Origin of the sequence: Enterococcus aquimarinus (assembly GCF_001885765.1) — a bacterium.
GTDB classification, from domain to species: Bacteria; Bacillota; Bacilli; order Lactobacillales; family Enterococcaceae; genus Enterococcus_I; species Enterococcus_I aquimarinus.
The window spans coordinates 1-26,985 of the sequence record NZ_JXKD01000020.1; the positions used below are offsets into that span (position 1 = coordinate 1).

At 38.5% G+C, this 26,985-nt stretch carries 26 protein-coding genes and 1 other annotated feature; of the genes, 1 reads left to right on the top strand and 25 read right to left on the bottom strand.

Going from position 1 to position 26,985, the window contains the following annotated elements; genetic code table 11:
* Nucleotides 1-130: 130 nt before the first annotated feature.
* The 25 genes from RU93_RS10740 to RU93_RS10860 all read right to left on the bottom strand — a co-directional run bounded on the left by RU93_RS10740 (nucleotide 131) and on the right by RU93_RS10860 (nucleotide 26,097).
* The gene (locus RU93_RS10740) at nucleotides 131-1,483 is read right to left on the bottom strand and encodes a TrkH family potassium uptake protein (RefSeq protein ID WP_071875630.1); all 1,353 of its coding nucleotides are present in this window, start codon (nucleotides 1,481-1,483) and stop codon (nucleotides 131-133) included.
* A 23-nt stretch (nucleotides 1,484-1,506) separates the two neighbouring features.
* Nucleotides 1,507-2,136 carry a V-type ATP synthase subunit D gene (locus RU93_RS10745; RefSeq protein WP_071875631.1) on the bottom strand — a complete coding sequence of 210 codons (630 nt, stop codon included), beginning with the start codon at nucleotides 2,134-2,136 and terminating at the stop codon, nucleotides 1,507-1,509.
* Between the two features lie 6 nt (nucleotides 2,137-2,142).
* Nucleotides 2,143-3,519 carry a V-type ATP synthase subunit B gene (locus RU93_RS10750; RefSeq protein WP_071875632.1) on the bottom strand — a complete coding sequence of 459 codons (1,377 nt, stop codon included), beginning with the start codon at nucleotides 3,517-3,519 and terminating at the stop codon, nucleotides 2,143-2,145.
* A 1-nt stretch (nucleotide 3,520) separates the two neighbouring features.
* Nucleotides 3,521-5,293, bottom strand: coding sequence for a V-type ATP synthase subunit A (locus RU93_RS10755; RefSeq protein WP_071875633.1), 1,773 nt, complete (start codon nucleotides 5,291-5,293; stop codon nucleotides 3,521-3,523).
* Nucleotides 5,294-5,306: 13 nt separating this feature from the next.
* Nucleotides 5,307-5,618 carry a V-type ATP synthase subunit F gene (locus RU93_RS10760; protein WP_071875634.1) on the bottom strand — a complete coding sequence of 104 codons (312 nt, stop codon included), beginning with the start codon at nucleotides 5,616-5,618 and terminating at the stop codon, nucleotides 5,307-5,309.
* Nucleotides 5,608-6,600, bottom strand: coding sequence for a V-type ATPase subunit (locus tag RU93_RS10765; RefSeq protein ID WP_071875635.1), 993 nt, complete (start codon nucleotides 6,598-6,600; stop codon nucleotides 5,608-5,610). Before RU93_RS10765 ends, RU93_RS10760 begins: the two co-directional genes overlap by 11 nt.
* Before the next feature lie 12 nt (nucleotides 6,601-6,612).
* Nucleotides 6,613-7,197 carry a hypothetical protein gene (locus tag RU93_RS10770; protein ID WP_071875636.1) on the bottom strand — a complete coding sequence of 195 codons (585 nt, stop codon included), beginning with the start codon at nucleotides 7,195-7,197 and terminating at the stop codon, nucleotides 6,613-6,615.
* A 24-nt stretch (nucleotides 7,198-7,221) separates the two neighbouring features.
* A complete protein-coding gene (locus RU93_RS10775) occupies nucleotides 7,222-7,692 on the bottom strand; it encodes a V-type ATP synthase subunit K (RefSeq protein WP_071875637.1) in 471 nt (156 codons plus the stop codon).
* Nucleotides 7,689-9,662 carry a V-type ATP synthase subunit I gene (locus RU93_RS10780; protein WP_071875638.1) on the bottom strand — a complete coding sequence of 658 codons (1,974 nt, stop codon included), beginning with the start codon at nucleotides 9,660-9,662 and terminating at the stop codon, nucleotides 7,689-7,691. Before RU93_RS10780 ends, RU93_RS10775 begins: the two co-directional genes overlap by 4 nt.
* Nucleotides 9,652-9,972, bottom strand: a complete 321-nt coding sequence (locus RU93_RS10785; protein WP_071875639.1) for a hypothetical protein — start codon at nucleotides 9,970-9,972, stop codon at nucleotides 9,652-9,654. The genes RU93_RS10780 and RU93_RS10785 overlap by 11 nt, the downstream gene beginning before the upstream one ends.
* A gap of 89 nt (nucleotides 9,973-10,061) precedes the next feature.
* Nucleotides 10,062-10,110, bottom strand: a sequence feature (sodium ion sensor (DUF1646 type); this cis-regulatory element may regulate processes involved in with the transportation of sodium ions).
* Between the two features lie 212 nt (nucleotides 10,111-10,322).
* Nucleotides 10,323-11,855 (bottom strand): alkyl hydroperoxide reductase subunit F, encoded by a 1,533-nt coding sequence (gene ahpF, locus RU93_RS10790; protein ID WP_071875640.1) that lies wholly within the window; start codon nucleotides 11,853-11,855, stop codon nucleotides 10,323-10,325.
* Between the two features lie 21 nt (nucleotides 11,856-11,876).
* The gene (gene ahpC, locus RU93_RS10795) at nucleotides 11,877-12,437 is read right to left on the bottom strand and encodes an alkyl hydroperoxide reductase subunit C (RefSeq protein WP_071875641.1); all 561 of its coding nucleotides are present in this window, start codon (nucleotides 12,435-12,437) and stop codon (nucleotides 11,877-11,879) included.
* A 268-nt stretch (nucleotides 12,438-12,705) separates the two neighbouring features.
* On the bottom strand, nucleotides 12,706-13,665 hold the full coding sequence (locus tag RU93_RS10800) for a siderophore ABC transporter substrate-binding protein (RefSeq protein WP_071875642.1): 960 nt from the start codon (nucleotides 13,663-13,665) through the stop codon (nucleotides 12,706-12,708).
* 38 nt (nucleotides 13,666-13,703) lie between these two features.
* Entirely contained in the window at nucleotides 13,704-14,462 is a 759-nt protein-coding gene (locus tag RU93_RS10805; protein ID WP_071875643.1) for an iron ABC transporter ATP-binding protein, read from the bottom strand.
* Nucleotides 14,459-15,418 (bottom strand): iron chelate uptake ABC transporter family permease subunit, encoded by a 960-nt coding sequence (locus tag RU93_RS10810; RefSeq protein WP_071875644.1) that lies wholly within the window; start codon nucleotides 15,416-15,418, stop codon nucleotides 14,459-14,461. The genes RU93_RS10805 and RU93_RS10810 overlap by 4 nt, the downstream gene beginning before the upstream one ends.
* Nucleotides 15,415-16,362, bottom strand: coding sequence for an ABC transporter permease (locus tag RU93_RS10815; protein ID WP_071875645.1), 948 nt, complete (start codon nucleotides 16,360-16,362; stop codon nucleotides 15,415-15,417). The genes RU93_RS10810 and RU93_RS10815 overlap by 4 nt, the downstream gene beginning before the upstream one ends.
* Before the next feature lie 141 nt (nucleotides 16,363-16,503).
* The gene (locus tag RU93_RS10820; protein ID WP_071875646.1) at nucleotides 16,504-17,868 is read right to left on the bottom strand and encodes an FAD-dependent oxidoreductase; all 1,365 of its coding nucleotides are present in this window, start codon (nucleotides 17,866-17,868) and stop codon (nucleotides 16,504-16,506) included.
* Between the two features lie 16 nt (nucleotides 17,869-17,884).
* Nucleotides 17,885-19,318 carry an AcpB/EbpR/MafR family transcriptional regulator gene (locus tag RU93_RS10825; protein WP_071875647.1) on the bottom strand — a complete coding sequence of 478 codons (1,434 nt, stop codon included), beginning with the start codon at nucleotides 19,316-19,318 and terminating at the stop codon, nucleotides 17,885-17,887.
* Entirely contained in the window at nucleotides 19,315-20,040 is a 726-nt protein-coding gene (locus tag RU93_RS10830; RefSeq protein WP_071875648.1) for a class I SAM-dependent methyltransferase, read from the bottom strand. The genes RU93_RS10825 and RU93_RS10830 overlap by 4 nt, the downstream gene beginning before the upstream one ends.
* Before the next feature lie 2 nt (nucleotides 20,041-20,042).
* Nucleotides 20,043-20,936 (bottom strand): hypothetical protein, encoded by an 894-nt coding sequence (locus RU93_RS10835; RefSeq protein WP_071875649.1) that lies wholly within the window; start codon nucleotides 20,934-20,936, stop codon nucleotides 20,043-20,045.
* 3 nt (nucleotides 20,937-20,939) lie between these two features.
* The gene (locus RU93_RS10840) at nucleotides 20,940-21,785 is read right to left on the bottom strand and encodes a hypothetical protein (protein WP_071875650.1); all 846 of its coding nucleotides are present in this window, start codon (nucleotides 21,783-21,785) and stop codon (nucleotides 20,940-20,942) included.
* A 104-nt stretch (nucleotides 21,786-21,889) separates the two neighbouring features.
* Nucleotides 21,890-22,075, bottom strand: coding sequence for a hypothetical protein (locus RU93_RS10845; protein ID WP_071875651.1), 186 nt, complete (start codon nucleotides 22,073-22,075; stop codon nucleotides 21,890-21,892).
* A 115-nt stretch (nucleotides 22,076-22,190) separates the two neighbouring features.
* Nucleotides 22,191-24,470: a glucosaminidase domain-containing protein gene (locus RU93_RS10850; RefSeq protein ID WP_071875652.1), complete on the bottom strand. Its 2,280-nt coding sequence runs from the start codon at nucleotides 24,468-24,470 to the stop codon at nucleotides 22,191-22,193.
* A gap of 125 nt (nucleotides 24,471-24,595) precedes the next feature.
* Complete coding sequence (locus tag RU93_RS10855; protein ID WP_071875653.1) at nucleotides 24,596-25,114, bottom strand: GNAT family N-acetyltransferase; 519 nt, start codon at nucleotides 25,112-25,114, stop codon at nucleotides 24,596-24,598.
* A gap of 29 nt (nucleotides 25,115-25,143) precedes the next feature.
* A complete protein-coding gene (locus RU93_RS10860) occupies nucleotides 25,144-26,097 on the bottom strand; it encodes a DMT family transporter (protein ID WP_211272590.1) in 954 nt (317 codons plus the stop codon).
* 170 nt (nucleotides 26,098-26,267) lie between these two features.
* On the opposite strand from RU93_RS10860, the gene RU93_RS10865 reads away from it, so the two are divergent.
* Nucleotides 26,268-26,639 (top strand): metal-sulfur cluster assembly factor, encoded by a 372-nt coding sequence (locus RU93_RS10865; protein ID WP_071875655.1) that lies wholly within the window; start codon nucleotides 26,268-26,270, stop codon nucleotides 26,637-26,639.
* Nucleotides 26,640-26,985: the final 346 nt, after the last annotated feature.

Consider the following 26,985-nt stretch of genomic DNA (forward strand, 5'->3'; position numbering starts at 1 on the left):
GAGCAGTTGTCTCGCTTAATTTGACAAATAATAATTCAAAATTGGACATTTCTTTATTGCTAAAAGATAAAAACACGCTACAAGTAGTCTAATAAACTACTTGTAGCGTGTTTTAACTTACACAGTCTTACTACCCGATAATAACGGATTCTTCTGGGTATTTAAAGGTCTGTTTCTTGTTAATCCCTCGTGTCACAAGTGAGAACACGACGGTCATAATGCCAACTCGACCAATGAACATAAGTAATAAGATAATGATTTTACCGACTTCCGTTAATTGCGGAGTTAAGCCCATTGTTAGACCGACTGTACCTAAAGCAGAAACCACTTCAAATACGATATATTCTAATCCTAATTCATTAACGTCCGGAACGGTTTCTGTAATAGATAAGATCATTGTACTAACGATGACGATTGTTAAGAGTAAAAAGAACAAGACTAACGCTCTTGATACCGTTGATTCCTTGATAGTACGTCCCCTAAATTCCGTATGCTCTTTTCCTTTAAAGATACACACCAATTTAATGATCAAAATCCCAAACGTAGTGGTCTTAAATCCTCCAGCTGTCGATCCTGAGGTCCCACCAATAAACATTAAAATGATGGTCAACAAAAGACCAGCATGCGTCATTGATGCATAATCGACAGAGAAAAAGCCAGCTGTTCGAGGAGTAACCGACATGAATATCGTATTAAAAAATCGATGAATGACGTTCCCTTCTGCTAGGCTTGCAGCGTTTCCTTCTGTCAACATAAAGCCAAGAGTCCCAAAAATTAAAAGTGCTGCGGTAACAATCAAGGCGATTTTGCTATGTAAACTAATTCGTCGAACTCTTTTATAAGAAAGAACATCCGACCAAACGAGGAAGCCTAAACCGCCAGAAATAATTAAACCACTAATAATGGAAAGAACCCAAGGATTTTGTTGAAAACCGACTAAACTATCACCAAACAAGTCAAAACCGGCATTTCCAAAAGCGGATACTGCATGAAATAGACTAAACCATGTCCCCTTTTTCCAACCGAATCGGGGAATAAAATCGATAGCTAATAATAAAAAACCAGCTAGTTGAATTAAGAGCGCATTTTTTAAGATATAAATCATTAAGCTCACCTCACCCGTACGTCGATCAGAGTTTAGTGATTGTTGAAGCAGTATACGCATGCCTAATCCAACTTTTTTACGTGTGACTAAATAAAAAAGTACAGGTAAGGACATAAATCCTAACGCTCCAAGTTCAATCATCGTCAAAATCACGAGATGGCCAAAAGTACTCCAATGAGTAGCCGTCGTTAAAGTGGTTAATCCAGTGACACAAGTCGCTGAAGTGGCAGTAAATAAGGCATCTAAAAAGTTTGTTGCTTCGCCAGTTTGAGAAGAAATTGGTAGAGACAATAGTGTTGCCCCTACCAAAATAATGGTTGCAAAACCATAAGTAATTAATTGCGGAGCGGTAATGTTCTTTTCTTTTATTTTACTCATCTTAAGATTAGCCTCACTATATGTTATTTACCCATATTTTTGACTTTAATCATTCGTGTTACACTTGCCCGCTCGTTTTCTTCGAGTTTCATTTTGATGAAATAAATGGTTTCTTCCAGTTCAGGAATCGTCATATATTCCAAAGCATTCACTCGTCGTCTTGTTTTTTCAATTTCCTCGGCCATTAACTGACATGTTTTTTCAACTTCCGTTAATTTGAGTAATTGAGGTAAAACACTTGTAAAGCGTTCAATGGATAAATCCAGTGGAACATTTGAATTTAAAAAGCCATACTCTAAAGGTGTATCGGTGTACGTCTCATTATAATCAAAGTTCATCACTGGTACAACTACACTCATGATATTCTTTTCTGAAATATCAAGGGACACTTCGGTAGCAGGTAAAATAAATAATTCTTCAATGAAATTTTCGTTTAATGTCGCATTCGCTAAACGAAAAGCTTTCATAGCGTGGGTCATTTCTTTTTCAACTTGTTTTCGAAGGACATTATTTTCACGAATCAACAAGATAAATTGTCGCATGAGTTCATCTTGCTTATCTTTTAAAAGCTTATGCCCTCTTTTTGCTGTTCCCAATTGTTTTGATAATCGGGCGAGTTCCATTCTTGTGGGATTCACATTTTTAATTGCCATATGTTTCTACCTCTTTTCTGGCAGATATTCGTCAATCATTTCATCTTTGATTCGTTTTAACTCAGTTCGAGGTAGCATGTTCAATAGCTCCCAGCCTAAGTCGAGCGTTTCAATAATGGAACGGTTCGTTTGATATCCTTGATTGACGTACTCTTCTTCGAAACGTTCAGCAAATTTTGCATAAATGCGATCGGTCTCAGAAAGAGCCGATTCACCCAAGACTACCGCAAGTTCTTTTGCTTGTTTACCTTGTGCATAAGCAGAAAATAACTGGTTCATTGTTGGTGCGTGATCAATCCGTGTCTTTCCTTCGCCTGTTCCTTTGTCTTTCAAACGTGAAAGCGATGGTAGAACATCAATCGGTGGCTCGATTCCTTTTTTATAAAGATCACGAGATAAGATAATTTGGCCTTCAGTAATATAACCGGTTAAGTCAGGGATTGGATGGGTTTTATCATCTTCTGGCATCGTTAAAATCGGAATTTGCGTAACGGATCCTTTAATGCCACGAATGCGCCCTGCACGTTCATAAAGGGTTGCTAAGTTTGTATAAAGGTAACCTGGGTATCCACGACGACCAGGAACTTCACGACGAGCCGCAGAGATTTCACGTAACGCTTCACAGTAGTTCGTCATATCTGTCATAATGACTAGAACATGCATGCCTTTTTCGTATGCTAAATATTCGGCTGCTGTTAGGGCCATTTTCGGTGTTGCAATCCGCTCAATTGCAGGGTCATTCGCTAGATTCATGAAGACGACGGAACGATCAATCGCTCCCGTTTGACGGAAATTTTCCATAAAATATTCGGCTTCTTCAAACGTAATCCCAATTCCTGCAAAAACGACCGCAAAATCGTCATTTTGATTTAATACCGTTGCTTGGCGCGCGATTTGAGCGGCTAATTCTTTATGAGGCAAGCCAGAACCTGAAAACACGGGTAATTTTTGCCCACGAACGAGTGTATTTAAATGATCAATGGAAGAAATACCGGTTTGAATGAACTCATCCGGGTAATCACGAGAAATCGGATTGATCACTTCGCCGTTGATATCCATCATTTTTTCAGGAAGAATATCTGCGCCACCATCTCTTGGACGACCAAGACCATCAAATACGCGACCCACCATATCTTCTGATACACCTAGTTCTAAAGGATGTCCTAAAAAACGCACGGCTGAATCACGTAAATTAATCCCTGAAGTTCCTTCGAAAATTTGCACTAAGGCTTTGTCTTCTTGTACTTCTAAAACCTGACCTTGGCGGATTTCACCGTTTTGGAGGCGTACTTCAATTAATTCTTCATACTTGACACCAGCTACGCGATCGACTGCCATTAATGGACCGACGACTTCACCAATTGTTTTATATTCTTTAATCAAGTTACATTCCTCCTTTTTGTAAAATACTTCTCATCGTTTCTTTGATTTCTTTTTCTAATACTATAATCGATTCAATCGCATCTTCTGGAACGTATTTCATTCGAGCGATTCGATCTCTTAATTGCACTGTTCCAGCCATAATTTCAGGTAAATAAGCACCTAATTCAAGGGCTTTTTGACCTTCTTCGTGGAACAACACAATTGTTTTTAGCATTTGATATTGTTTTTCACGAGAAGTAAACGTATCGACATCATCAAACGCATTTTGTTGTAAATAATCTTCCCGTAATTGTTTAGACGTTTCAAGTGTTAATTGGTCGCGACCCGATAAGGAATCAACCCCAACTAAACGGACAATTTCATTTAGTTCAGATTCTTTTTGTAATATCCGCATCGCTTCAGTGACGAGACCAGACCAATCGACTTGCAATTGTTGATCGAGATACTCCCCTACTTCTGAAAGATAGAGCGAATAACTTTGCAGCCAGTCGATGGATGGGAAATGACGTTGTTGCGCTAAAATCGAATCAAGCCCCCAAAAGACTTTCACAACTCGTAACGTATTTTGAGTCACCGGTTCTGAAATGTCTCCCCCTGATGGTGAAACCGCACTAATCGCTGTAATACTTCCTTCGCGTCGGTCTTTCCCTAGTGTAACAACACGTCCGGCACGCTCATAATATTCGGCTAAGCGACTACCTAAATAGGCTGGATATCCTTCATCTCCCGGCATTTCTTCTAAACGACCAGACATTTCACGTAAAGCTTCTGCCCAACGTGACGTCGAGTCCGCCATGATTGCCACCGAGTATCCCATATCGCGGAAATATTCAGCAATCGTAATACCCGTATAAATCGAGGCTTCACGTGCGGCTACGGGCATATTTGACGTATTGGCAATCAACACCGTTCTTTCCATTAATGATTCTCCCGTATTCGGGTCAATTAATTCTGGGAACTCGTTCATTACGTCCGTCATTTCATTTCCGCGTTCGCCACAACCAACATAAACAACTAAATCAACATCTGACCATTTCGCAATTTGATGTTGCACGACGGTTTTACCTGCACCAAAGGGTCCTGGTACTGCCGCAGCGCCGCCTTTAGTCACAGGGAAGAACGTATCAATGACACGTTGTCCAGTGATCATAGGAGCATCTGGATTGCGTTTTTCGCGCACTGGTCGCGCACGGCGAACAGGCCATTTTTGTAACATTGCAACGGACTGGATTTCTTTATCGGTTTGAATCAACGTAATCGTTTCGTCAATCGTAAAGGCACCCGCATAAATTTCTTGAATAACTCCTTTAACACCAGGAGGAACCATCACTTTATGCGTAATTACTTTTGTTTCTTGAACCGTTCCTAAAATATCCCCAGTCTCCACCTCATCGCCTACTTGCGCGATAGGATGGAAGTCCCATTTTTTCTCATGATCAAGTGCTGGCAATTGCACCCCTCTTGTTAAAAAATGACTTTGTGTTTGTTGGGCAAAGACATCGAGTGGTCGTTGTATCCCATCAAACATCTGTGCGAGTAATCCTGGAGCAAGTTCGACGGAAAGTGCTTCTCCAGTCGATTTAACCGGTTCACCTGGTCCGATACCAGAAGTTTCTTCATATACTTGAATCGATGCGACGTCACCGCGCATCTCAATAATTTCACCAATCACACCTAAATCTCCGACATAACAAATATCTTGAATACTCGCATGTCCCATATTTTCAGCCATGACTAATGGACCTGAAACTTTTACAATTGTCCCAATTTCCATTTGTTCTGCTCCTTTATAAGATATTTTGTCCTACTGCTTTTTCAACGTTTTTTTGGACCGCACTCAAACCAATGCCTAACGATCCATCATGATCAGGAATTAAGACGATTGCTGGGGTCACTAACGTTCTTGTTTTTTCTAGTTTTTGTGAAACTTGTTTGGCACATGCTTCTGTAATATATATAACGCCATAACCTTCTTCGATCATCTTATCCAAACTCTCACTGATGACAGTCTCATTGACACCGTAGAAAACACTGAAACCAAATAATTTAAATGGCATAATGGATTCTTTATCACCAATGACGCCAATTTTATAAGTCATAAAGTGTCCGCATCCTTTCATAAATCGCTTCTTTCGTAAAGCCACTGCGCTTGCCAACAATAATTAGCCGTAAGTTCATGACCTCGATATCTTTTGCATTTAAAAAAGCTAATAGCGGTAAGGGACCGAATGCTTGGGTTTGGGCCACTTGTAAAATCGTCGTTAAATAATTATCTGTTAATACACTTAAGCGAGAAAAATCAATTTCCTCACTACTCAAGGCTGGACCAATTAAATCACGATAGTCACTTTGTAATAGAAACTCAATTAATTCAGAAAGTGGTCGAGTTGAAAAATCTAACAGCAGCTCTTTATCGATACTCCCATACTCCGAAATTACTGCCGACATAAAGGCATAAGAACGTTTTTGTAACAGACATCGAGCAGTCGTCATAATATTTTTCAAATCAATCGTCGCTACTATCGCTTGCAAAATCGCTTCATCTTTTAATGACTTCGCTAAGTGATATTGCTCGCTAAGATAAAAGCGGTCATAAATGACATCGATTCCTTGTAAAATGTGAGACTCTTCAAAATAGTCGCGCACTTCTTGAATACTTTTGACAACTGATACAGGAAGAGTGCTTGATTCACCTGTTTCAATCGCGGCTTTTAACTCATCCATGGTAAAAAAACCATCCGGAATAAAGAGGTAATCGTAATTTTCTTTAATTTTATCAGCTTTCGTTAATACTTTTAAATTATGAATCGTATAGCGCATCGTATACAACCAAATTAATGAGGGGTTTGGAATGATTTCAATCAATTCCCCATACGTTTGGACGAGCTCTTGATTTAGTGATTTTTCAAAATCGTATTGAAAATTTTCTCCTAAATATTTACCGTAGACCGTTGGCGCTAAAATTTCAGCCACTTTTTCAAAATTCGGCGCTTGAATGAGTTGTTCAAAGGTATCCTTTGACAGCAATTCATTTTCTTTAATCCGAATAATGGGATTGACTGTATGATAGCTATTGTTCATATCGGCTCCTCCTTATGAAAATAACACTTGCATAAATTCGCGTCCTTTATTTTTTCGCTCTTCTAATAATAAGTCGCGATAGAAAAAGTTATATTGAACGCCTTCATGTTCGACCAAAAAACCATATTCAAGGGTTTTACTTGTTGGTGCAAGCGTCAATGACATGTCTAATTTTTTTGCTGTTTCTGTGATCCACTCGGTCGTAAAGATAGATGAATCCATTAAACCACCAGGGATGAATGTTGCTTGTTTTAATTGCAACGTTTTTAACACGCCAAAGGCAAAGGCTTGTGTTTCTTCTATTGACCATTCAGACATTACAACGGCAACTTCATCGAACAAACGTTCTAGATAGCTTTGTTTTTTCTTTAATGCATCTTGTCGTGCCCCGACGGTCAATCGATTGATTCGTTGCTGGGCTTGTTTATGGACTTGTTCGGTTTGTCTCGCTAATTGAAGTTCATGATCTTGATTGATTTTTCGTTCTTCCACGAGATAATTTGTTTCAATTTCCGCTAAACGATTGTTCTTATAGTCATTTCGTTCAGTATTTCCTTGTTCGTTTATTTTTTCGATAATCACATCGATTGCATCCATCTGATATTCCTCCTTTAAGGTTGATTAGATACTACCTAAGAGTAAGAATGAAATAACGAAACCTAAAATAGCATACATCTCTACCATTACCGCGTACATTACACCTTTAAAGAAATGCTCTGGTTTTTTCGCTAAAATTTGAATACCAGCAGCCGCTACTTTCCCTTGAGGAATCGCAGAAGATAAACCAGTGAATGCTACCGGTAAAGAAGCGCCTAGATAAGATAAGCCAGTGACAATATCCATATCAGGTGAGATGCTAGTAAAGATCATCGCCGCAATCGCAAAGCCATATAATCCTTGTGTTGCAGGGAGTAATTGTAAGATTAAAGACTGACCAAATTTTTCAGGTTGATTTGTCATTAAAGCAGCCGCTGCTTCTCCGGCTTTCCCTACCCCAATGGCAGAACCGATTCCTGCAAAGATTGTTGCTGTTCCCATTGCTAAAATGGCAAATAATACACCGGCGTTATTTTCTAAAATATAATTGATCATGATTGATTTCCTCCATTTTTTTCATCGACATTGATATATTTTTCTGCTGTTTTGAACGTTTGAAAAGGCCGTCCGCCACCTTCATAAAATTTCCCGAAAAACTCAACATACTGTAACCTTGCCGCATGGACATAAGCGCCTAACATTGATAGGAAAATGTTTAACGCATGTAACGCCACTAATAATAAAATTCCGACAGAATATCGCGCGGCAGTTGGCATCGTTGCAACAAGCATGTTAAACGCCATTGCGATACTCCCACCTGAGATTCCTAGAGCCATTAAACGACTATAACTGACAAAGTCGCCAATATAACCAGTAACTCCATATAACTCATACAATCCACTAAAGAACCCACCTACTTTTGATTTGCTTTGAATCATCGGAATCAATAGAACCAAAAAGGCACAAAAGAGTGCTAAATAGGTACCAATAGTTGTGAGTAAAGGTGAGTCTAAGAATAAGCTACCCGCTGCAGCAATAAAGATACCGGTCAGAATCCCTTGCCAAGAGAACCCTTTACTAACAGCACTGAGATAATCTTTTTTCTTGATATGTTCTTTGGCTGCTAAGAATAATCCAGTATAAATTTGGATCCCACCGAAAACGAGCGATAATACGAAAATTGTCATAAAATCTTCCGTTGGCACGAGTAATTGGAACGGTAAGGAGACCCCAAACAAACTTCCGTAAATTCCGCCCCAAATCATAATCGAAATAGATAAGATTTGAAATAGACGGACAAATTTTTCAGTTCCTCTCGGTAAGATGAGATATTTTAAAGCAAGTGTCGTACCGATAAACGTTAAGAAACCATAGCCTAAATCAGCGACCATCATTCCAAAGAAGACGAGATAAAAAGGTGCCATCCATGGTGTTGGGTCAATTTCTTCATACTTAGGAACAGAATACATCCCTGTCAGAATTTCAAACGGCGAAACAAAACGATTATTTCTTAATTTGGTTGGGACTTTATTTTCCATGATTTGTTCTTTTGTCGGTGATTCAAATGAAAAGAACAAGGCCTGATCATGTTCTGCTTGTAGTTGATTCATCAATAGTTCTTGATCTTCTTCATTGACCCACGCACGTATCACGACTAAGTATTTAGCTAAGACCAAATGTTCTTTCGCTCGTTCTCTTGTTAAACGCGCCAGTAATACTTCTTCGTTCAATTGTAGAATCGAAACTTGACCCTTTAAATACCCAATTTCACTTGTGAGTGCCTTAGACGTTTCGACACATTCTTTCAGAGCTTTCTTCGCCTTTGGTAATAACGTAGCGGGACTTTCGTCATAAGGGTTTTGTTCAATGCTGACACCAAAAGTAATTAATTCAGTTTGCACTGTCACGGCGCGTTCATTTAAGGCGATAAAACTAAATTTGATTTCTTTTTCAGAACTATAATTTAGCTCGTAATAAACGTCTTTTTGCTCCATTAAGTACGTTTCAACGGTTTCCCATGATTCCGCAGCCACTTTTGCTTGTACTGCTTCTGCAGAGTCCAGTTGCTCAGATGGTGAAACATCGTATTGTAGCCACTGATTCGCCCAATCTTCTGCTTGTTGCCAGTATTTCAGTTTCTTCGTATTTTCATCCCAACTTTTTTGTAGCTGAGCGACTTGATTTAACAAACTGACTAAGGCTTCTTCATTAAAACGGGCTTCTAATTCATTCAGTGTATAGCTTTTGCGCGGTAGATCTTTAATTTTTTGTTTGACAGATCCATTGTCGCGAATAAAAACAATACTTTTTTCAATCTGATGCAACCATTGAACATAAAGTTGTTCTTTCGTTTGATCGACTTCTTCTAATGCTGGGAAATAAGCTTCTAACCATTCCTGATTCTCTTGGTTCTCAAAAATATCTTCGATTTCAACACTTTGAAATCGTTGTAAACTTTTTAAGAGTGAATCGTGGTGACGATTTTCTGCTAAGAGAGTCATCTTGGTTAAGCGATTAACAGCCATAATTCTCCCTCATTTCATTTATAATTTGCGCAATCATTTGATCCTTTTGTTGCTGATAGCGTGCTTCGTCTTTCATTTGACTTTCTGTCGCTTCTGCTAAAAGACGGTTTTGCAGATCATTTTCTTTTGCTAACAATTCGCGTTCAAGCTGTTGGATGATTTCTTTCCGTTGGTTTTTTTGTTGCGTTTGAATCGCTTGTAACGCTTGTTGTTTTTCGATTTGATAGTGATCTAATTCGTCAATCATCGCACGTTCAGCTTCTTTATTTTGTTCTTCCGCTAAACGGATTCTTTCTAAAGCTTCTTTCAAAATGTATATCCCCCTTTCTAAATAAAAAAAAGAGCATACTTCCAAATACAGAAGTATGCTCTAAAAGTTCAAAAGCCACTTCAAATACATTCTTCTCACCCCTTGAAGAATATGATCCTTGAAGCTATTAGCCCAACCATTTTATTATTTTAGTTTTGTTCTACTCAGTTAATATACCAAACAATCCATAGGGAAGTCAATTCTAACAAATGTTCTTTTTAAAGATTCCTCCAAACTTTAAGTAATGAACGTCATCGAATCAAAGTGATTAAATGGCTTACACTCCTAAGATTCAATCAATCAAAAAAACAAGTCCACCACAAAGATGAACTTGTTTTTTATCTTATCGATTACTGACGAATTAAGTAATCAAATGCGCCTAATGCTGCCGTTGCACCTGATCCCATCGAGATGATAATTTGTTTGTATGCACTATCCGTACAGTCTCCTGCCGCAAAGATACCTTCTACATTGGTCATGCCGTGGTGATCAACGGTGATTTCGCCACGTGGATTTAATTCGACGATTGAATCTTTCAACCAAGTGGTATTTGGCACTAATCCAATTTGCACAAAAACACCTTGTAACGCGATGTGGTGATCCTCATTCGTTTCACGATCGGTATATGAAATCCCATTGACTTCATCCGTTCCAGTAATTTCAGTCGTTGCTGCATTTTTAATGATCGTAATATTTTCTAAAGCATTTGCCCGATCTTGCAAGACTTGGTCTGCTCGTAATTCAGGTAAGAATTCTAAGACATAGACATGTTTTGCTAAGCCAGCAAGGTCTAATGCTGCTTCGATACCGGAATTACCGCCACCGATAACGGCCACATCTTTCCCAGTAAACAATGGTCCATCGCAATGCGGACAATTGGTGACACCTTTTGTACGGAATTCTTCTTCTCCCGGTACATTGACATTACGCCAGTTCGCACCTACAGAAAGAATGGCTGTTTTTGTTTTTAAAATAGCCCCATTTTCTAATTCTACTTCAATGAGTTCCGCTTTACGAATTGCTTTCGCTCGTTGATTTTTCATGATATCAATGGAATAATCTTTCGCGTGCGCTTCGATTTGTGCCATTAGCTTTGGTCCTTCCGTGTAAGAAGTCCCAATCATATTTTCGATTCCAACAGTATCCATCACTTGGCCACCGTAAGTATCCACGACCATCCCTGTTTTAATTCCTTTACGAGCGGCATAGATTGCAGCACTATTGCCGGCTGGTCCGCCACCAACAACTAAAACATCAAAGACGCCTTTGTCTTTAAACTCGTCGGCACTCGCAGGTCCGGTAATCATTTCAAGTAATTGTTCGATAGTTAAACGACCACTTGCAAACTCTTCGCCATCTAGAAGAACCGTTGGAACGGCCATAATTTTTTTCGCTTCGACTTCTTCTTGGAACATCCCGCCTTCAATCATGACATGAGAAATCAACGGATTCACAACTGCCATAATATTTAACGCTTGGACAACATCTGGACAGTTATGACAGGTTAAACTAACATACGTTTCAAAGGAAAGTGGCTGGTCAATGGCTTTAATTTGTTGAATGACGGTATCATCCACTTTAGGCGCGCGACCACTCACTTGAAGTAAAGCCAAGATAAATGACGTGAATTCATGGCCTAAAGGAAGCCCTGCGAATTCGACACCACTTGTTTGTCCTTTTTTCGCAATTTTAAAACTTGGCGTCCGACTTAATGAAAGTTCTTCTAGGGAAATCATAGGTGACATCGCGACAATCTCTTCCAAAAATTCTTTTACTTTGATTGAATTGTCGTCAGAAGCAAGACTTGCTTGAAAAACGACCTCTGATTCTAATAATGCTAAATACTGCTCTAATTGCTCTTTGATTTCTTTATCTAAAGCCATCGAAAAAAACACCTCCTGTGATTAAATTTTACCTACTAAATCTAAACTTGGTTTTAGCGTATCTGCGCCTTCTTTCCATTTTGCAGGACAAACTTCACCTGGATGTGTTCGAACGTATTGCGCTGCACGGATTTTATCGATTAATGTACTTGCATCACGGCCGATACCATCCGCATTGATTTCCATTGCTTGCACAATGCCATCTGGGTCAATTATAAATGTTCCACGTTGTGCTAAGCCATCTTCACCTAAAACATCAAATCCCTGAGAAATGATATGAGAAGGATCGCCAATCATGATATATTCAATTTTGCCAATTGCGTCTGAATTGTCGTGCCATGCTTTATGAGTAAAGTGAGTATCCGTTGACACAGAATAAACTTCGACACCCAAATCTTGTAAGGTTGCATATTGATCTTGTAAATCTTCTAATTCTGTTGGACAGACAAAAGTGAAGTCAGCAGGATAAAAACAAACAATATTCCACTTTCCTTTGAAATCTTCTGATGAGACTTCGATAAACTCACCTTTATGATACGCATTCGCTTGAAACTCAACCATTTCTTTTCCGATTAATGACATAATATAAATCCTCCAATTAGAATAATTATTTGAGAGTAATATCTCTAATTAAAACTATACCTAAATATAATTGATAATTCAACCAATAAGCTTAAGAAAATATTATTAATATATAAAAACACAAGAACACCGTCTAATTGATTTTCATTCTCAATTAGACGGTTCTATTCTCAATTATCAGATTAATTGATTTCCCAACTAATGATACGGGACCTGCGGAATCTAAAAAAGGGAGTCGCTAAAATAGCCGACTCACCTCGTCTTTTGGTTATTTAAATGCTTGATTGACATCTTCAATCATTAATTTTAACGATTCAATTCCTGATCCTGCTAAATACCAGACTTGGGGATCTAATGACACGACTTGGTCATTCTCACCAGCTGTTGTTTGTTGCACGAGTTCATTCTCAACTAACGAATTTTGCGAAGTATCGCCACCAATGGCTTTTGTGCGATCAATGACAAAAATCAAATCAGGATTATTTTTTAAAACATATTCATATGAAACACTTTGTCCATGAGTTGAAGCTTCAATGTTTTCGTCCGCTTGCGCAAAGCCAAAAGTATCGTGTAAAATCGAGAAGCGTGAACCTGCACCATAAGCAGATAGACTACCTTCATTAATTAACAATGTTAAAGCTTTTAAGTTACTTGCTTCTGCTTTTTCTTTTGTCTCGTCAATCATTGTTGCTAAGTTTGCGAGTTCTTCTTGGGCTTCTTTTTCTTTCCCAAAAATTTCTCCAATCGTCGTCACGTTGTGTTGAATTGATTCCCACGTGTTTGTCGTATCAACATTTAAAAACATCGTTGGCGCAATCTTTTCTAAATCTGCTTGGAAGTCTTGTTGACGACCGGAGATAATAATTAAGTCAGGTTGTAATTGATTAATTTTTTCTAAATCAGGTTCTTTAATGCCGCCTGCTGATTCCAACGCATCAAAGGTATCTAAGTAATCAGGTAAGCTATCCACCGGTGTCGCCACAACCGTATCACTTACGCCTAAAACACGCAGCGTATCTAAGGTACTAAAATCAAATACCACTACTTTTTTGGGTTGATAAGGAACCGTCAATGGGCCATTGCTATCGGTAATTTCGACCTCTGTTTTGACTGCTTGCGATGATTCTTGTGATTGACCACTTTCTATTGTTGTCTCATTTGTCGAACATGCAGCTAAAAGAGCTGTAAATGTTAGTAATAAGAAGCCTTTTAATACGATTTTTTTCATTATTATTCCTCCAATTATTCTATTACTTATTTTTAAGGTTAATGGAAATACATACAGAATCGTTTTCCTTCAATTTCACAGATTTTGACATTCATACCGTACAGCTGATTGAGTACTTCGGGCTGAATAATTTCATTTGTTGAGCCTTTAGCGAAAATTTTCCCGTCTTTCATCGCCACAATATAATCTGCAAAACCAGCCGCAAAATTGATATCATGTAACACGATCACGACCGTTTTATGGTGTTCTTCAACGAGTTTCTTAAGCAAGTGCATCATTTGATTGGCATGATTTAAATCAAGGTTATTAAGTGGTTCATCCAGTAAGATATAATCCGTGTCTTGCGCAAGAATCATCGCGATATAGACTCGTTGCAATTGGCCGCCGGATAAGGCATGAATTGAGGACTCTTTTAAGTCAGCCAGTTCCATTTGGGCAATCGCCGTTTCAATGATGTGGTGATCTTCTGCGGTCAATTTTCCGCGATTATACGGAAAACGTCCAAACGAAATCAAATCATAAACAGAGATATTCAACTGAATGCCATTACTTTGCTTTAAAATCGCTAATTTTTGGGCTAATTCTTTTGATTTCCAATTCCGGATTTCTTGTTGGTCTAAATAAATATCACCCGTACTTTGAGCTTGCAATCCGCTAATTAGAGATAAAAATGTACTTTTTCCAGCACCATTTGGCCCAATAAATGCAATTAATTTTTCTTTTGGCAACTCAATATCAATCGCTTCTAAAATTTTCTTTTCGCCATAATTTTTCGAAATATTCCCGGCTCTAATCATGTTTGCTTCCTCTCTGCGATAATTTTTCCAACAAAGAAAATACCGCCACTAAATTGAATCACGACACTAATTGTCGTTTTCCATTGAAACACTTGTTCAACTAAGAATTGACCGCTAATCAAGAGTAAAACACCAATTAAAAAACTTCCTAAAAACAATTGTTGGTGTCGATACGTATAAAATAAACGATAACTAATCGTTGCGACTATAAAACCTAAGAAGATTGTCGGACCGACTAAGGCTGTCGCAGTCCCTGTCAAAATCACAATACTAAACAACGTCTTCTTTTGAAAAAGGTGAATATTAATTCCGAGATTCTTTGCTGGATCGATTCCGAGTAATAAGATGTTCAACTCAGGTGCTACCCGCCAAAGATGAAAAGTAGCCAGCAAAATAATCACAGCAGAAACAAGTAAATGCTGGTGATTGACGTTCCCAAAACTGGCAAACAGTCGACCTTGAAGTAAATCATATTCATTTGGATCCATCAATACTTGTAAAAACGTGCTTAAACTTGAAAATAGCGTTCCAGCGACCATCCCTACCATTAGAAGTAAGAACAAATTCCCGGTAGCTTTTTCCATGAAATAAAGTAAGAATAGGACGCTGAACAAACTCATTAGAAGAATGTTTGCTAAAAACATCCAAATCGATTCTTGCGAGAGCATGGTCACGCCACCAATGAAGAAAAAGAGCAATGTTTGAATCAAAATATAAAAATTATCTAATCCTAAAATGCCTGGCGTCAAAAATTGATTACGGGTCAATGTTTGAAACGAGATGGTACTGACTGACGTCGCCAAGGCAACAAGGATGAAGGCGAGAATTTTTTTTCCGCGAAGCGCAAAGGCAAAGGCAAAATTCCCGTACGTGTTGTATGTTAAATAGAGCGTACTAAATAGTGCACACAAGACGAGTAAACCGATAATTTTAAGCCAATAAGAGGATATTTTCATGCTTGTTTCCTCCTCATTAATAAGAATAAAAAGAGCGCGCCGCCAATGACACCGACTACGACACTGACTGGGATTTCATAAGGCGCAATTAAAACTCGAGCAATAATATCACAAACTAATAAGAAAATCGCGCCAAAAATCGCAGTCAGTCCCATCGTGTTTTTAAAATGATCGCCGTAAAACAGTGAGACTAAATTGGGAACCACCACGCCTAGAAAAGGAATCGCACCAACCATTAATAAGACCGAACTACTCCCTAACGCGACCAAAGCGAAAACAATCCATTGCAATCGTTGGTGGTTTAGTCCTAGGTTAGTGGAAAGTTCTGACCCTAAACCTGCAATCGTGATTTGATAACCTAAGAAATATAATAAAATAAAGACAGGAATCGTCACATAGATTAATTCGTAACTCCCCTCCATGACTGTCGCAAAATTTCCTTGTAACCAGGAAGAAACATTTTGGACGACTTGGAATTGATACGCTAAAAACGTCGCAATCGCTCCAATAATATTCCCAAACATAACGCCTGTTAGCGGTAAAATCATCGGATCTCCTTTAGGCAAGACTTTACTTAGACTTAAGAATAAGAGAACCCCGACATAAGCAAAAACAAAAGCCGCCAAGGAGCGCGTTAAAACGGAACTATTAGGCAAGAAAATCATAACGATTAAAATCCCTAATCGTGCACTGTCCATCATGCCAATCGTCCCTTCCGAAACGAATTTGTTTTGCATTAAGTGTTGCATAATTTTTCCTCCAACACTTAACATCCCACCCGCTAGAATTAAGCTAATTGTCCGTGGAAAACGTGTCTTGATAAATAACATCCGCTCAATCTCGTCGCCTTCAAGTAAGCCCGTAATAGAAACGCCGTGCACGCCCACAAACAAAGAAATAATGGTTAATATCAATAATAAAAGGAAGAGATAGCTTTTCTTCATTGGATACTCCTCTCACACTCATTGAGAATGATTCTCATTCTCTCGTGTATTCTATGCTATATCTGATAAAATATCAATGATTTTTTTGTAGAAAAAGTAAATCGTCGATAAAAAAGGAGAAAAATAGACTTTTCTCCTTTTTTATCGACGATTTACTTTTAAAATACCCTCTAACGCTAAGTCATTAAAGAAATGTAATGGATTCGAAAATTTTGGATTAAAATAAAAATCCATCGTTAGCATTTCATCCAGTGTCGTTTGTTTCGTGATTAGGCCAGATAACGTATTGATTAATTCAAGCGATTTTTCGTAATTGGAAATAATCTGACCACCTAATAATTGTTTGGAGTGTTGATCAAAGACGAACTTTATCGTGATTTCAAAGTCCGTTTCTAGACTAAACAAAGCAGATTTTTCGTACGTTTTAGAAACAGATTGGACGGACAAGCCATAGTAGGGCGCTTCATCTTCATTAATACCCGTACTCGCTAAATAATAGGCGAAAAGCTCACTAGCAATCGTCCGTTGAACTACCGGAAAAGGAATCTTGACATCTAACAAAATATTCGTCGCCGCAATGATCCCCGTTCGATAAGCATTGGTCACTAATGGGATATAACTAGGGGTATTTGACTGACTGAAATAAACAGAAACGAGATCACCCACCGCATAAATAAAGGGATCGGAGGTTTGCATGTATTCATTCGTTTCAATTGTTCCATCGGCATTAACCGATACAATATCTGCGACTAATTCAATATTCGGTCGTGGATTGATTGCATAGATGAGCGCATCACCTTCAATCAGGTCATCGTGGGTCAACTGAACACCTTTAAAATGATTATTTTCATCAATTTCTACCGACTGGACATTACGATTTAATTTTAACTGCACATTGGCTGGTAAATCACGCAATAAGATAGACGTAATTTCATCATCAAAATAGCGAAACAATCCTCGATTCATACGATCCAGTAAAATCACTTCTTTATTCATTTGGCTTAGGGTTTCAGCCAACTCAAAGCCGATTAATCCCGCGCCAATAATAATGACTTTCTGGCTCGCTTCTAAAGTTACCGCTGCTTTTTTTGCTTGGGATAAACTCTTATAATTCGTCACCTGGTCTTCCATTTCTTCTGAAAAAGACGTTTGATACTGGCTCGAACCCATCGCTAATACCAAAAAGTCATAAGAAATAGTGTCTTCAATTTTCGTTTCGCCATCTTGCATCGTCACCGTAATTGACTTGCTTTCAGGACAAACGGCGGTCACTTTCGAGTGAATCATGACGTTAATTCCTTCTGTCAATAACTGACTTGGGCTCGTCGTGCGACAAACTTCAAGGGTAGGAACGTATTTTTCCAAATATAAATTTAAACTACTGCCAATGTATCCTAAGACATTGGATTGTTCGATAATAATGACTTCTACGGAAGGATTAATTTTCTTTAAATGTCTAGCAGTCGCAATCCCTCCGTGAGAACCACCAATAATTAAAACGCGCATGAAAGCTCCTCCCTTTTTATTGAGGCAATGATTGATTCAGTGCCTGTTGTATTCGTTCAATTTCAAAAGTCGTCGGTAATTGCGTCACAATGCAATACGCTTCCCACTGATAGTCTGCGACGTCTGTAAATTCGTCCACTAATAATAATTGATACGGTCGTTCTTTGACCGCCCGCTCGATGTCTATCGTGGGTAAGATTCCTAGTTCTTTTTGCAAAAAATCTAGATAACTATTAGCTTGTAGCGAAACTTCAATGGCTACCCCAATGTGTTTCGTTCGTTCGATTTTTTGTTGATATTTTTCGAGTAAAAAACCATAACTGCCATCAAGATTGCGCCACTGCGTAGTGGTCAAATGACGAGCAAGCTGATTTTCCACAATCGTCATACAGTGATCAAGCTTTTCAGGGGCACAATCAGATAACAATGATTGAAATAATGGGAAATCCTCATCAAAGCCCCCATAATAAAATACGACCCGACTATGTAGCGAATATAAAAATCGTTGGGCTAACGGTGACAAGTGCGCCACCATTTCGTTGTCTTCGATAATGACCTTGGCCACTTTTCGATTCGTTTCAAAAATCGTTAACAAAAGAGGCGAATGGGTATCGCTCTCTTCAGGCAAATACATGCCTTCTGACAGTAGGAATAGATACAGGTAAATAGCCTCGCTATCAAACGATTGATAAGCAAAACGACTTAAATAACGAGCAAGAATATTTTTTAATTGTTTAAACATCTCATCTTCATTAAATTCCGTTAAAAAAACCTGACTAAAATCTTTCCGGTGTTCTTCGCGGTAATCAAAACGTCGGGACATAATTTCAAACCATAAAACTAATTTCCAATACTCCGTTACAGAGAATTTCCGTTGAAAATGGTCTTCTAGAATATGAATTAAATGCTGACTCATTGAAGGATCGAGCCTTTTTTTTAGACTTTCAAGGGTTTGGCTATGCCAGAAAAAATGAAAAAAGAAAAAGCGGATTTGATTTTCATCGCCAATAATTTTTTTGTTCTTAATTTGAATATCAAACTCTGTCAAAACCTGATTAATTGCCTTAAATCTTCTAAAAATAGAAGCTTCACTAATTTGAAATTCAATCATCATTTTCGTGATCGAGATATTTTTTTGTTTAAAAATCGAAGCCAATAATTGATAATCCAGTCCTTGTTGCAAGTAATGGTTCAAAAACCCTTTGACCGAGAAATCGCTAGGCAAAATCAAGGCATAATCGTCATTGGCATTTTTTTCTAAACGGGCATTTGGAGCGTACGCCTTGAGCTCTTCTTCCAAACTCACTAATTCTTTTTGTAACGTTGGAAGAGAGACATGAATTTCTTGAGCAAGTTCTTTTAAGGCAATCTCTTGGGTGTGGTGGAGAAAATATTCAAACACTAAATATTGAACTTGCTGATTTTTCGACAATAATTGCGTAAGCCTCATCGCGCCACCTCCTCTTGTGATACGGGGATTATTAATAGTTCAAAGATTACTTGACGTGGGTTTAAAAAAGTTGAATCGGTTTTAAAATAGGTAGCTGCAATTTTTTCTAACGTTGTATAAGGGATTTCTTCTGAAAAATACTCATAAAAGAACGACTTTTCGATTGTTTCTTCTAGTGGATAGACAAACTCCACTACTTGAAAAGGCATACCGTGTAACCATTTTTTGTACTGGTGCATCAGATTGAATGGCTTTTCTTCTAATGGCGAGAATAGCACATCCTCATCGGCAACTAAGCGCAAAAGATAGACCGCTTTTTTCGCAATCCGCAGCAATTCTAGCAATTGTTTTGGTGTATCTAAAGCAGGATTCATCGCGGAAAAGACAACATCAAAGGAACAATCGCGCGTTTGTGCCAAAAAGCTCGCTTGTGTTTGTTCGATAAACGTTACGTTTGAGTGCGGCGCTTTTTTTCGCGCGATGTCAAGCATCCTAGGCGAAAAATCAACCAAAGTATAACGCTCTACTAGCGGTAAAAATACTTCGATATATTTCCCAGTCCCTCCAGCTAAATCTAAAAAAGAAGAAACCGGAAAGAGCGGTTGCTTCTTTACGAAAGTGTTCAAATCATCAAGTAAGGTCGTAGCCGATTCTTCTTGGATGCTATCATAATCATCGGCAAAATCATCCCAAAAAGCAATCATTTCCTCTAATTCATCCATCACTATTTCCGAACCTGCACAAACAAAGGGACTAAAAACGGATAACTCGTAACAAAATCTAAAATCGAACGTTTTCTTAGATTCGAATCAATGAATAGCACGGTTTGATTTTCGTGGATGTCAATTTTCATGGTTTGTCCCTGCGTTAACGTCACTTGGTATTGCTGCGTGCCGATTTTATCAAAATCATACTCTTCAGATTCCATGGTCGTAATAAAAATTTGATCTAAAATAGCGGCTGATGCAGAGAAATCGCTTATTAACTGTAACGATAACGCTTGGGTATTATCGAGCAAACTCGGTAATACATCAAACCCTAACGCTTTCAAATGCACAAATAAACGATTTAAATCTTGATTAAATAACGATAACTGCGTGCGAGACAAGTATTTATCTGAATACCAAAGAGAAATGAGCGTATGCACTTCTTTTTCAGCAATCGTGACTTCCATCTTATCCATGTCGAGCGTAATTAACGGAATATATTCCATAAAAAAGCGTTCATCGATGACTTTCAGTTGAAAATGTAAGACTAAATGATTGGCTTCATTTAACTGATACGCCACGTAAAAATGATTGGTTTCCCAAGTATTATAGTGATCCGTTTGCTGCATTCCAATTGAATGAAACGGCTCCAATAGATAATAGGACAAATACTCCAATAAATTCGTTTTGGCAATGGTAGAAAAAGGTTGTTGTGCAAGAATTAATTGGCGATACTGCTGTAAAAGTGTCTCAAAATCAGCTTCTAATAACGCCTTTCTCAAATATAAATCAGCTAATTCTTCTTCTGCCTCTTTAATCCATTGCACGATTTCTTTTTGATAACTTGTTTTCTTGATTTGATACTGGTCTTCAAAAGTATCAATCGTCTTATTTTCGGGTATCTCGCTCATACGCTACTCCTCCCCATTTAAATAATTTATCAAAAAATCACTCAACTGTTGTTCTAACACTTCATAAGAACCAAAATGCTGCTTAATTAAGCGTAATTCTTTGATAATGATGGCTCGTTTTAAACGTTTCTCTTCGTACATTTTGACTAAGTGTTCTTTTTCTTCATTCGTTTCTGAAGGACTATTGAGATAGGGTATCCACGTCTCTTTTTCTTGATGTAAAGCATCTTGTTTTTTTTGAATCGCCTCTAAATCTTCTTCAATTTTCCCACGGTTAAAAAATCCTTTATTTTGTTCAATGGCCAATCGTTCGTTTTTCAACAGGAGTAATTTATCATCAATTTCTTTTACTGCTACTCTGGCATTAATCTTTTTCGCTTCAATGCTATCCATCTGCTCTTCTAGCGATTGCAGTTCCTCTTCGATCGTTTTTAAAGGTTTCATCCACTCTTCTTTTATTTCAGGTAATACAAACAGTGCGGGCACACTCGCATCCATAAAAATGGTTGGCCGCTCGTGGTAATACTGATCAATTTGGTAATGATACACTGTCGGACTGACTTTTTTCACTTGCCGCATAAATGGATAGGTTGTCATAAGACTTTCGTGTAATTTTTGCGAAAGTAACGTATCAATTTCATTGTGTTGATTCGATGTTTTTTTAAGTTCTTGATGGAGTCGTCCATTATAAATCCGGTAAATCTCTTGAATTTTTTCTTCGCGAATCGCCACTTCAAAATCATGCAAATCTTCTAATAATGAATGGATATTTTTGGATGCTACTTCTTTAATTTCTTTAAAGGAACTTGCGGATTGCTGCTCTGAAAACACTTGTTGTTCGTTATCCATTGCCACTCCTCCTCGTTACAATACTCTTACTCTTATAGTGTATCATTTTTTCGAAAAAAAAGTGATTGGTTGTGCTTCGACTCAACAACCAATCACTTTTTAAATTAATCTAGATCGTACGTCCGAAAACGAATTTGATTTTCTTCATCGCGTTTTAACACCGTTTCTTCTTTCAAATACGTAAATCGTAATTCATTTAAGTCCGGATTACTTAGCATTTGTTCATATCCAGTAAAAATATCGTGAATATATTGTTTATATGCTTTCTTTTTTCTCATACGTTTTTTCATTTTTTGCACCATCCTCTACCACTATATTTTATCAATTGTGTGTAAAAGATACAATACTCTTTTTAGCTGTAAACGAAGGACAAGGAATGTTTTTCACGAATAAGCAAGCAAACCATTACTTAGGTGCGACGTAGCCCACTCCGCTAGAAAGCGCAATTTCATTTGGGATGATCCGATAATTGACATACGAAGCATCACCTTCAGAAATTAACACCCCTTCATCTCCTACTGCTTCGACAAATGCCACATGACCATAAAGGGGATGATACCCCGCCACTCCTTGTTTAAAACTAATGACATAGCCTACTTTAGGAACGGACGATGTTTGATAGCCTAATAGTTGTCCGTTGGTGTGCCAATCTGCTCCATTGCCCATATAGTCACCCACTCGACCACCCAATTGCGCGACTCGGTTGAAGACATACCATGTACATTGATCGGCTTCGTACGATCCGCTTGTATTATAGTTTAGGCCGTTATACATCGGAAAGCGAATGTCTTGCCGATATTCCAGTGGGATTTCAGAGAGTGTCATCATCGCATGACTGACTGAAACTTTCGGTTCATCAAAACGCGTGAGTTGATAGGTTGCAATGAGTGAATTTAATTTATTCGCATAAAAAGTATCCGTTGCATATTTGCCCATCAGATTTTGTGTAGCGGTTAAATAGTTTTTTGCCGTGGAACGCCAAGATTTTTGATAAAAAGTTTGATTTCCACTAATTCCGGTTTGAATTAATTCAACATAATCTTCAAGCGACTCTCGATAACTTGGGTACACTCGAAAAGCGGCATTGATCGTATAAAGCTGCCCTTGGCCATTATCTTCTGCAGTTGGCAACGTAATAGAGGCTCCGCTATTGCTTCCCTTAATGCCAAATAAATTATAATAAGGTGCACGCGATAACCCACTCGTCCCCGCACCACTTTCTAAAATCGCTTGGGCAATCATGACCGAAGCAAAGACGTCGTATTTCAAGGCCATCTCTCTTGCCAATTCACCAATCGAGTCAATAAACGCGTTGGTAACATCATTTTCTTGAAACGCAAACGAAACAGGATAGTCTCTGACTTGCTGCAAGCCGTATGTGGATAATTGCCATTCCTCTTTTTTGGCAAGACCATAATCGGGTGCTCGTAAAAAATCATAACGCGTTAGTAGATCTTGGTCTTCATCCTCATCACCTAACTCCTGCTCATCACGTAACGTAAAGATGCGAACACCTGGAATTTCCTCAGACTCATTCGTTCTCCGGAATGAGTCGTTCAGTAACGAATCATCTGCCATGATGATTTTATTTTGGCCAAGGTAAATTCCGACTTTATTTTCTTTTTCCCAGACGACTAAATCACCTGGTCTTGTCTCGTCAAGGGTAACTTTTGTCCCAATTTGAAGGAATTTCGTCTGCTCTTCAGGGATATCCAGCGAAAAAATTTGTTGATAAACATAACGAGAATAGTTCAAATTATCAAAATGTTCCGGCCCTTTTCCACCCTTTTTGTAAGGTTGGTTCAAATAACTTAAAGCCGTCACAACAATCGCCGCTTCCCGTTGATCTGCGTAAGTGCTTAGTAAGGGTAAAACAAAACCATTTAAATCCGATGCCACAAACGATTGGGGACTCAGCGGTAGATCGAACGGTTGGCTGAGTGTTGGAAAAATTTGTTCAGAAATAGTTGGCGTTACTGTATTTGTAGTTGACTGATTCGGACGTTTTACAGGAGCAGTCGTTGGTTTTTCAGGAACCAATTCTTCCTTATCGATTACAGGCTTCGATTCTTCCACAGAACTATTCGGATTGACAGTCTCTTCTTCGCTGCTTTCTTGTGTGGAAGAAATGTCTGAAGTCTCTTCTGTACGATTGGTCGATTGCTCAGAGGTATTCTCTTGCGTACTTTGACTGGTTTCTTGCGTTTGAATGGTAGAAGAACTCTCTGTTAGTTCTGTTTCTGTACTCAACACGGTTGAATCCGTACTTGATTCTTGTGTCTGTTGACTATCAGAAGACTCGCTAGAAGGACTCACAGTCGTATCTGATGATACAGTCGTCGATTCTTCTGTTATTTCTGTGTTTGAGTCACTTGTCGGTTGATTGGAAGCCTCTTGACTTTCGCTAAGCGCAGGTGGCAATTCAGCACTCTCAGGCGCTTCCACTGGATTGTCTTCAATGGTTTCTGAAGGGCTAATTACCGTTTCTAAAGAAGAGCTAATGGTTTCTTCTTGCGCTTGAGAAGTCGTGGAGACAGCGGGTGTTTGACCGGGCTCACCAGTCTCTTCTTTGTTTGAAACGAGTCCCTCAATCGTATCTGAAAAAATAGGAGTGACTTGAGCAAATAGTAAGAGTGCGATGGTGATTTTTACGAGGGACTGCCTGAGATGTTTGCTAAGCTTCATTAAAACCCACTCCTTTTTTAATCGTAATCTCATTATAACACAAGTAAACCGCTCTACAAAAAAATAAGTAAACGTTTACAATAGTTAAATACAAAATAAACACACAATAATACTTAGTGGAAGTATTATTGTGTGTTTATTTTTTGATAAGCGAGCCGTTCGCCGTTTAATATTGGGAAATGAACCACTCCACGATACTGAAATCCTGCTTTCGTAATCGCTTTTTGCATAGGTGTATTAAGTCGATGCGTATCGATTCGAACATCATGATAGCCCAGATGCTGCGCTTCTAACAGACTACGCTCCAATAACAAATGAGCATACCCGTAACCGCGAAACTGCGAATTGACTGCCACTCGGTGAATCGAAAGATAAGGTGCATCGCCTTCCCATTGCCCTTCCGAGATTGCGGTATATGCTGGATCAACGCCCGGTATTAAAGCAGCAGTCCCAACAATTTGCTGATGTTCATTGACAAGAATGTAACAATGCTTCTGTGAAATATCGTGCATCACTTTCGCTTCATCTGGTCCAAAACCATCTTGCCATTGTGGCGAACCTTGGGCCTTTAAATACGCAATCCCTTCTTGCATTAATTGAAGGATTGCTTTTCCATCAAAACTTGTCGCTAATTTAAATTCCATCTTATCTCATTCGCTCCCTTTAAGTATGATTAAGTACTCGGATGATTGTTTTCTTTTTTATGCTTAAATCCGCTAGCTATTTTTTCTCGTACCTGTCTGAACTGTAAAAAATCAATTTCGACAATTAGAATCCCGCAAAAAATCAAGATTCCTCCGATAATCATCGGGAACGTCACGACCTCATGTAACACAAGAACCGAGCCAATCATTCCGAAAAAAGCCTCTGTCGAAAGAATGACGGCCGTCTCCGTGCTTGATGTCGTTTTTTGCGAATACGTTTGGATGTAATAAGCAAATAATGTTCCGACAAGTCCCAAATACACTAATGGAAAAAGGGTTTGTCCGTTTAAGGGAACCGAACCATCAACGAGATTTGTTTCACCAGAAGTGAACACGCCTATCCACGCTAAGAGACTCGCAGTGCCTATCTGAGAGAGCAACAGCTGCCAAGTAGGCATTTTTTTGGTAAAGATGTCGGTTGCTACAATTTGTAACGCAAAAAAGACCGCACAAATAAGCGAAAAAACATCCCCGCGATTCATATTGGATAAGCCCGATTGCAAGGAAATAAAGCCAATCCCAACAAACGTTACGAGTGCGCCCCAAATCGATTGAAAAGAAATCGTTCGTCTTAAGAGAATTAAACTAATAAATGGCACAAACACAATGTTTACTGCCGTCAAAAAAGCATTATTTGACGGCGTCGTATAGCTTAATCCAATCGTTTGAAAAATAAACCCTAAATATAATAACAGTCCAACAAAGCTTCCCCTAAGCAAATTCACTCGCGTTAGTTCGTTTAAGCGATGGATGTTCATCAACAATAGCGCAATAAAGGCAATGGTCATTCGAATGGCAATAATTTCATATGGTCCAAAATGTTCCAACGCAATGGCCGTCCAGACAAACCCTGTCCCCCAAATTATTGCCACAAGTAATAAGCCTATTTTCCCAATCATTTGTTTCACTTTTTTATTTCCCACCTTTTACAATCAAGTTTTTCATTTAACTAGCAGTCTCTGCTTGCTTTAGGAGTTTATAGGGCCAACATTCGAGGATACTTGACCCAGGGGACCGCCGACTCCATATTTTTTATCCAATGGCATCTTATCATTGTCTTGCTTATTTTACAAACATCTAAAAAAATAGTATGATGTGGACTAGAAACTATTTAAAAGGAGGATTTCCTGTGAGTGAAACGTACACAGAACAAGAAGTTCAAGAAATCAAAGATCGTATCACTACTGCATTAGAAACAGTCATTGACCCTGAATTAGGTATTGATATTGTCAATTTAGGTTTAATATATGAAGTCGATTTTACGGGAGAAACGGGTGAAGCCATTGTCAAAATGACCCTCACCACGATGGGCTGCCCCTTAGCGGACGTCATCACCGACAACATTCACGACGCTTTAGCAGACGTTGAAGAAGTCAAAAATGTTGAAGTCAAACTCGTATGGTATCCCGCATGGACAACAGACCGGATGAGTCGTTATGCGAGAATTGCACTTGGTATTAGATAAGAGTATTCACTGACTTAACATCATTTATTACTCTATTTAATAGATAGTACAAATTCGAAAATTAGACTTTGGCTATGGTTACTAAATAGTCTGCTTGATACTGCTAAACGAATAATCATCAAAATCGAGATCCCGTGCAACAATTGAAAAGCCATTAGAGCTAGCATGCATAGCTTTAGTGTAAGATAAATAAAAAATGAGCATCTTTTATAGACTATTATCAGTCGGTAAAAGATGCTCATTTTTTTTACTGGTAACCATACTTGATAAAATTCAATGAAAATCAATAGCAGTATTTAGAAACAGTATCGTTATTTACGAGATTTTGAAATTATTAGGTTATGCC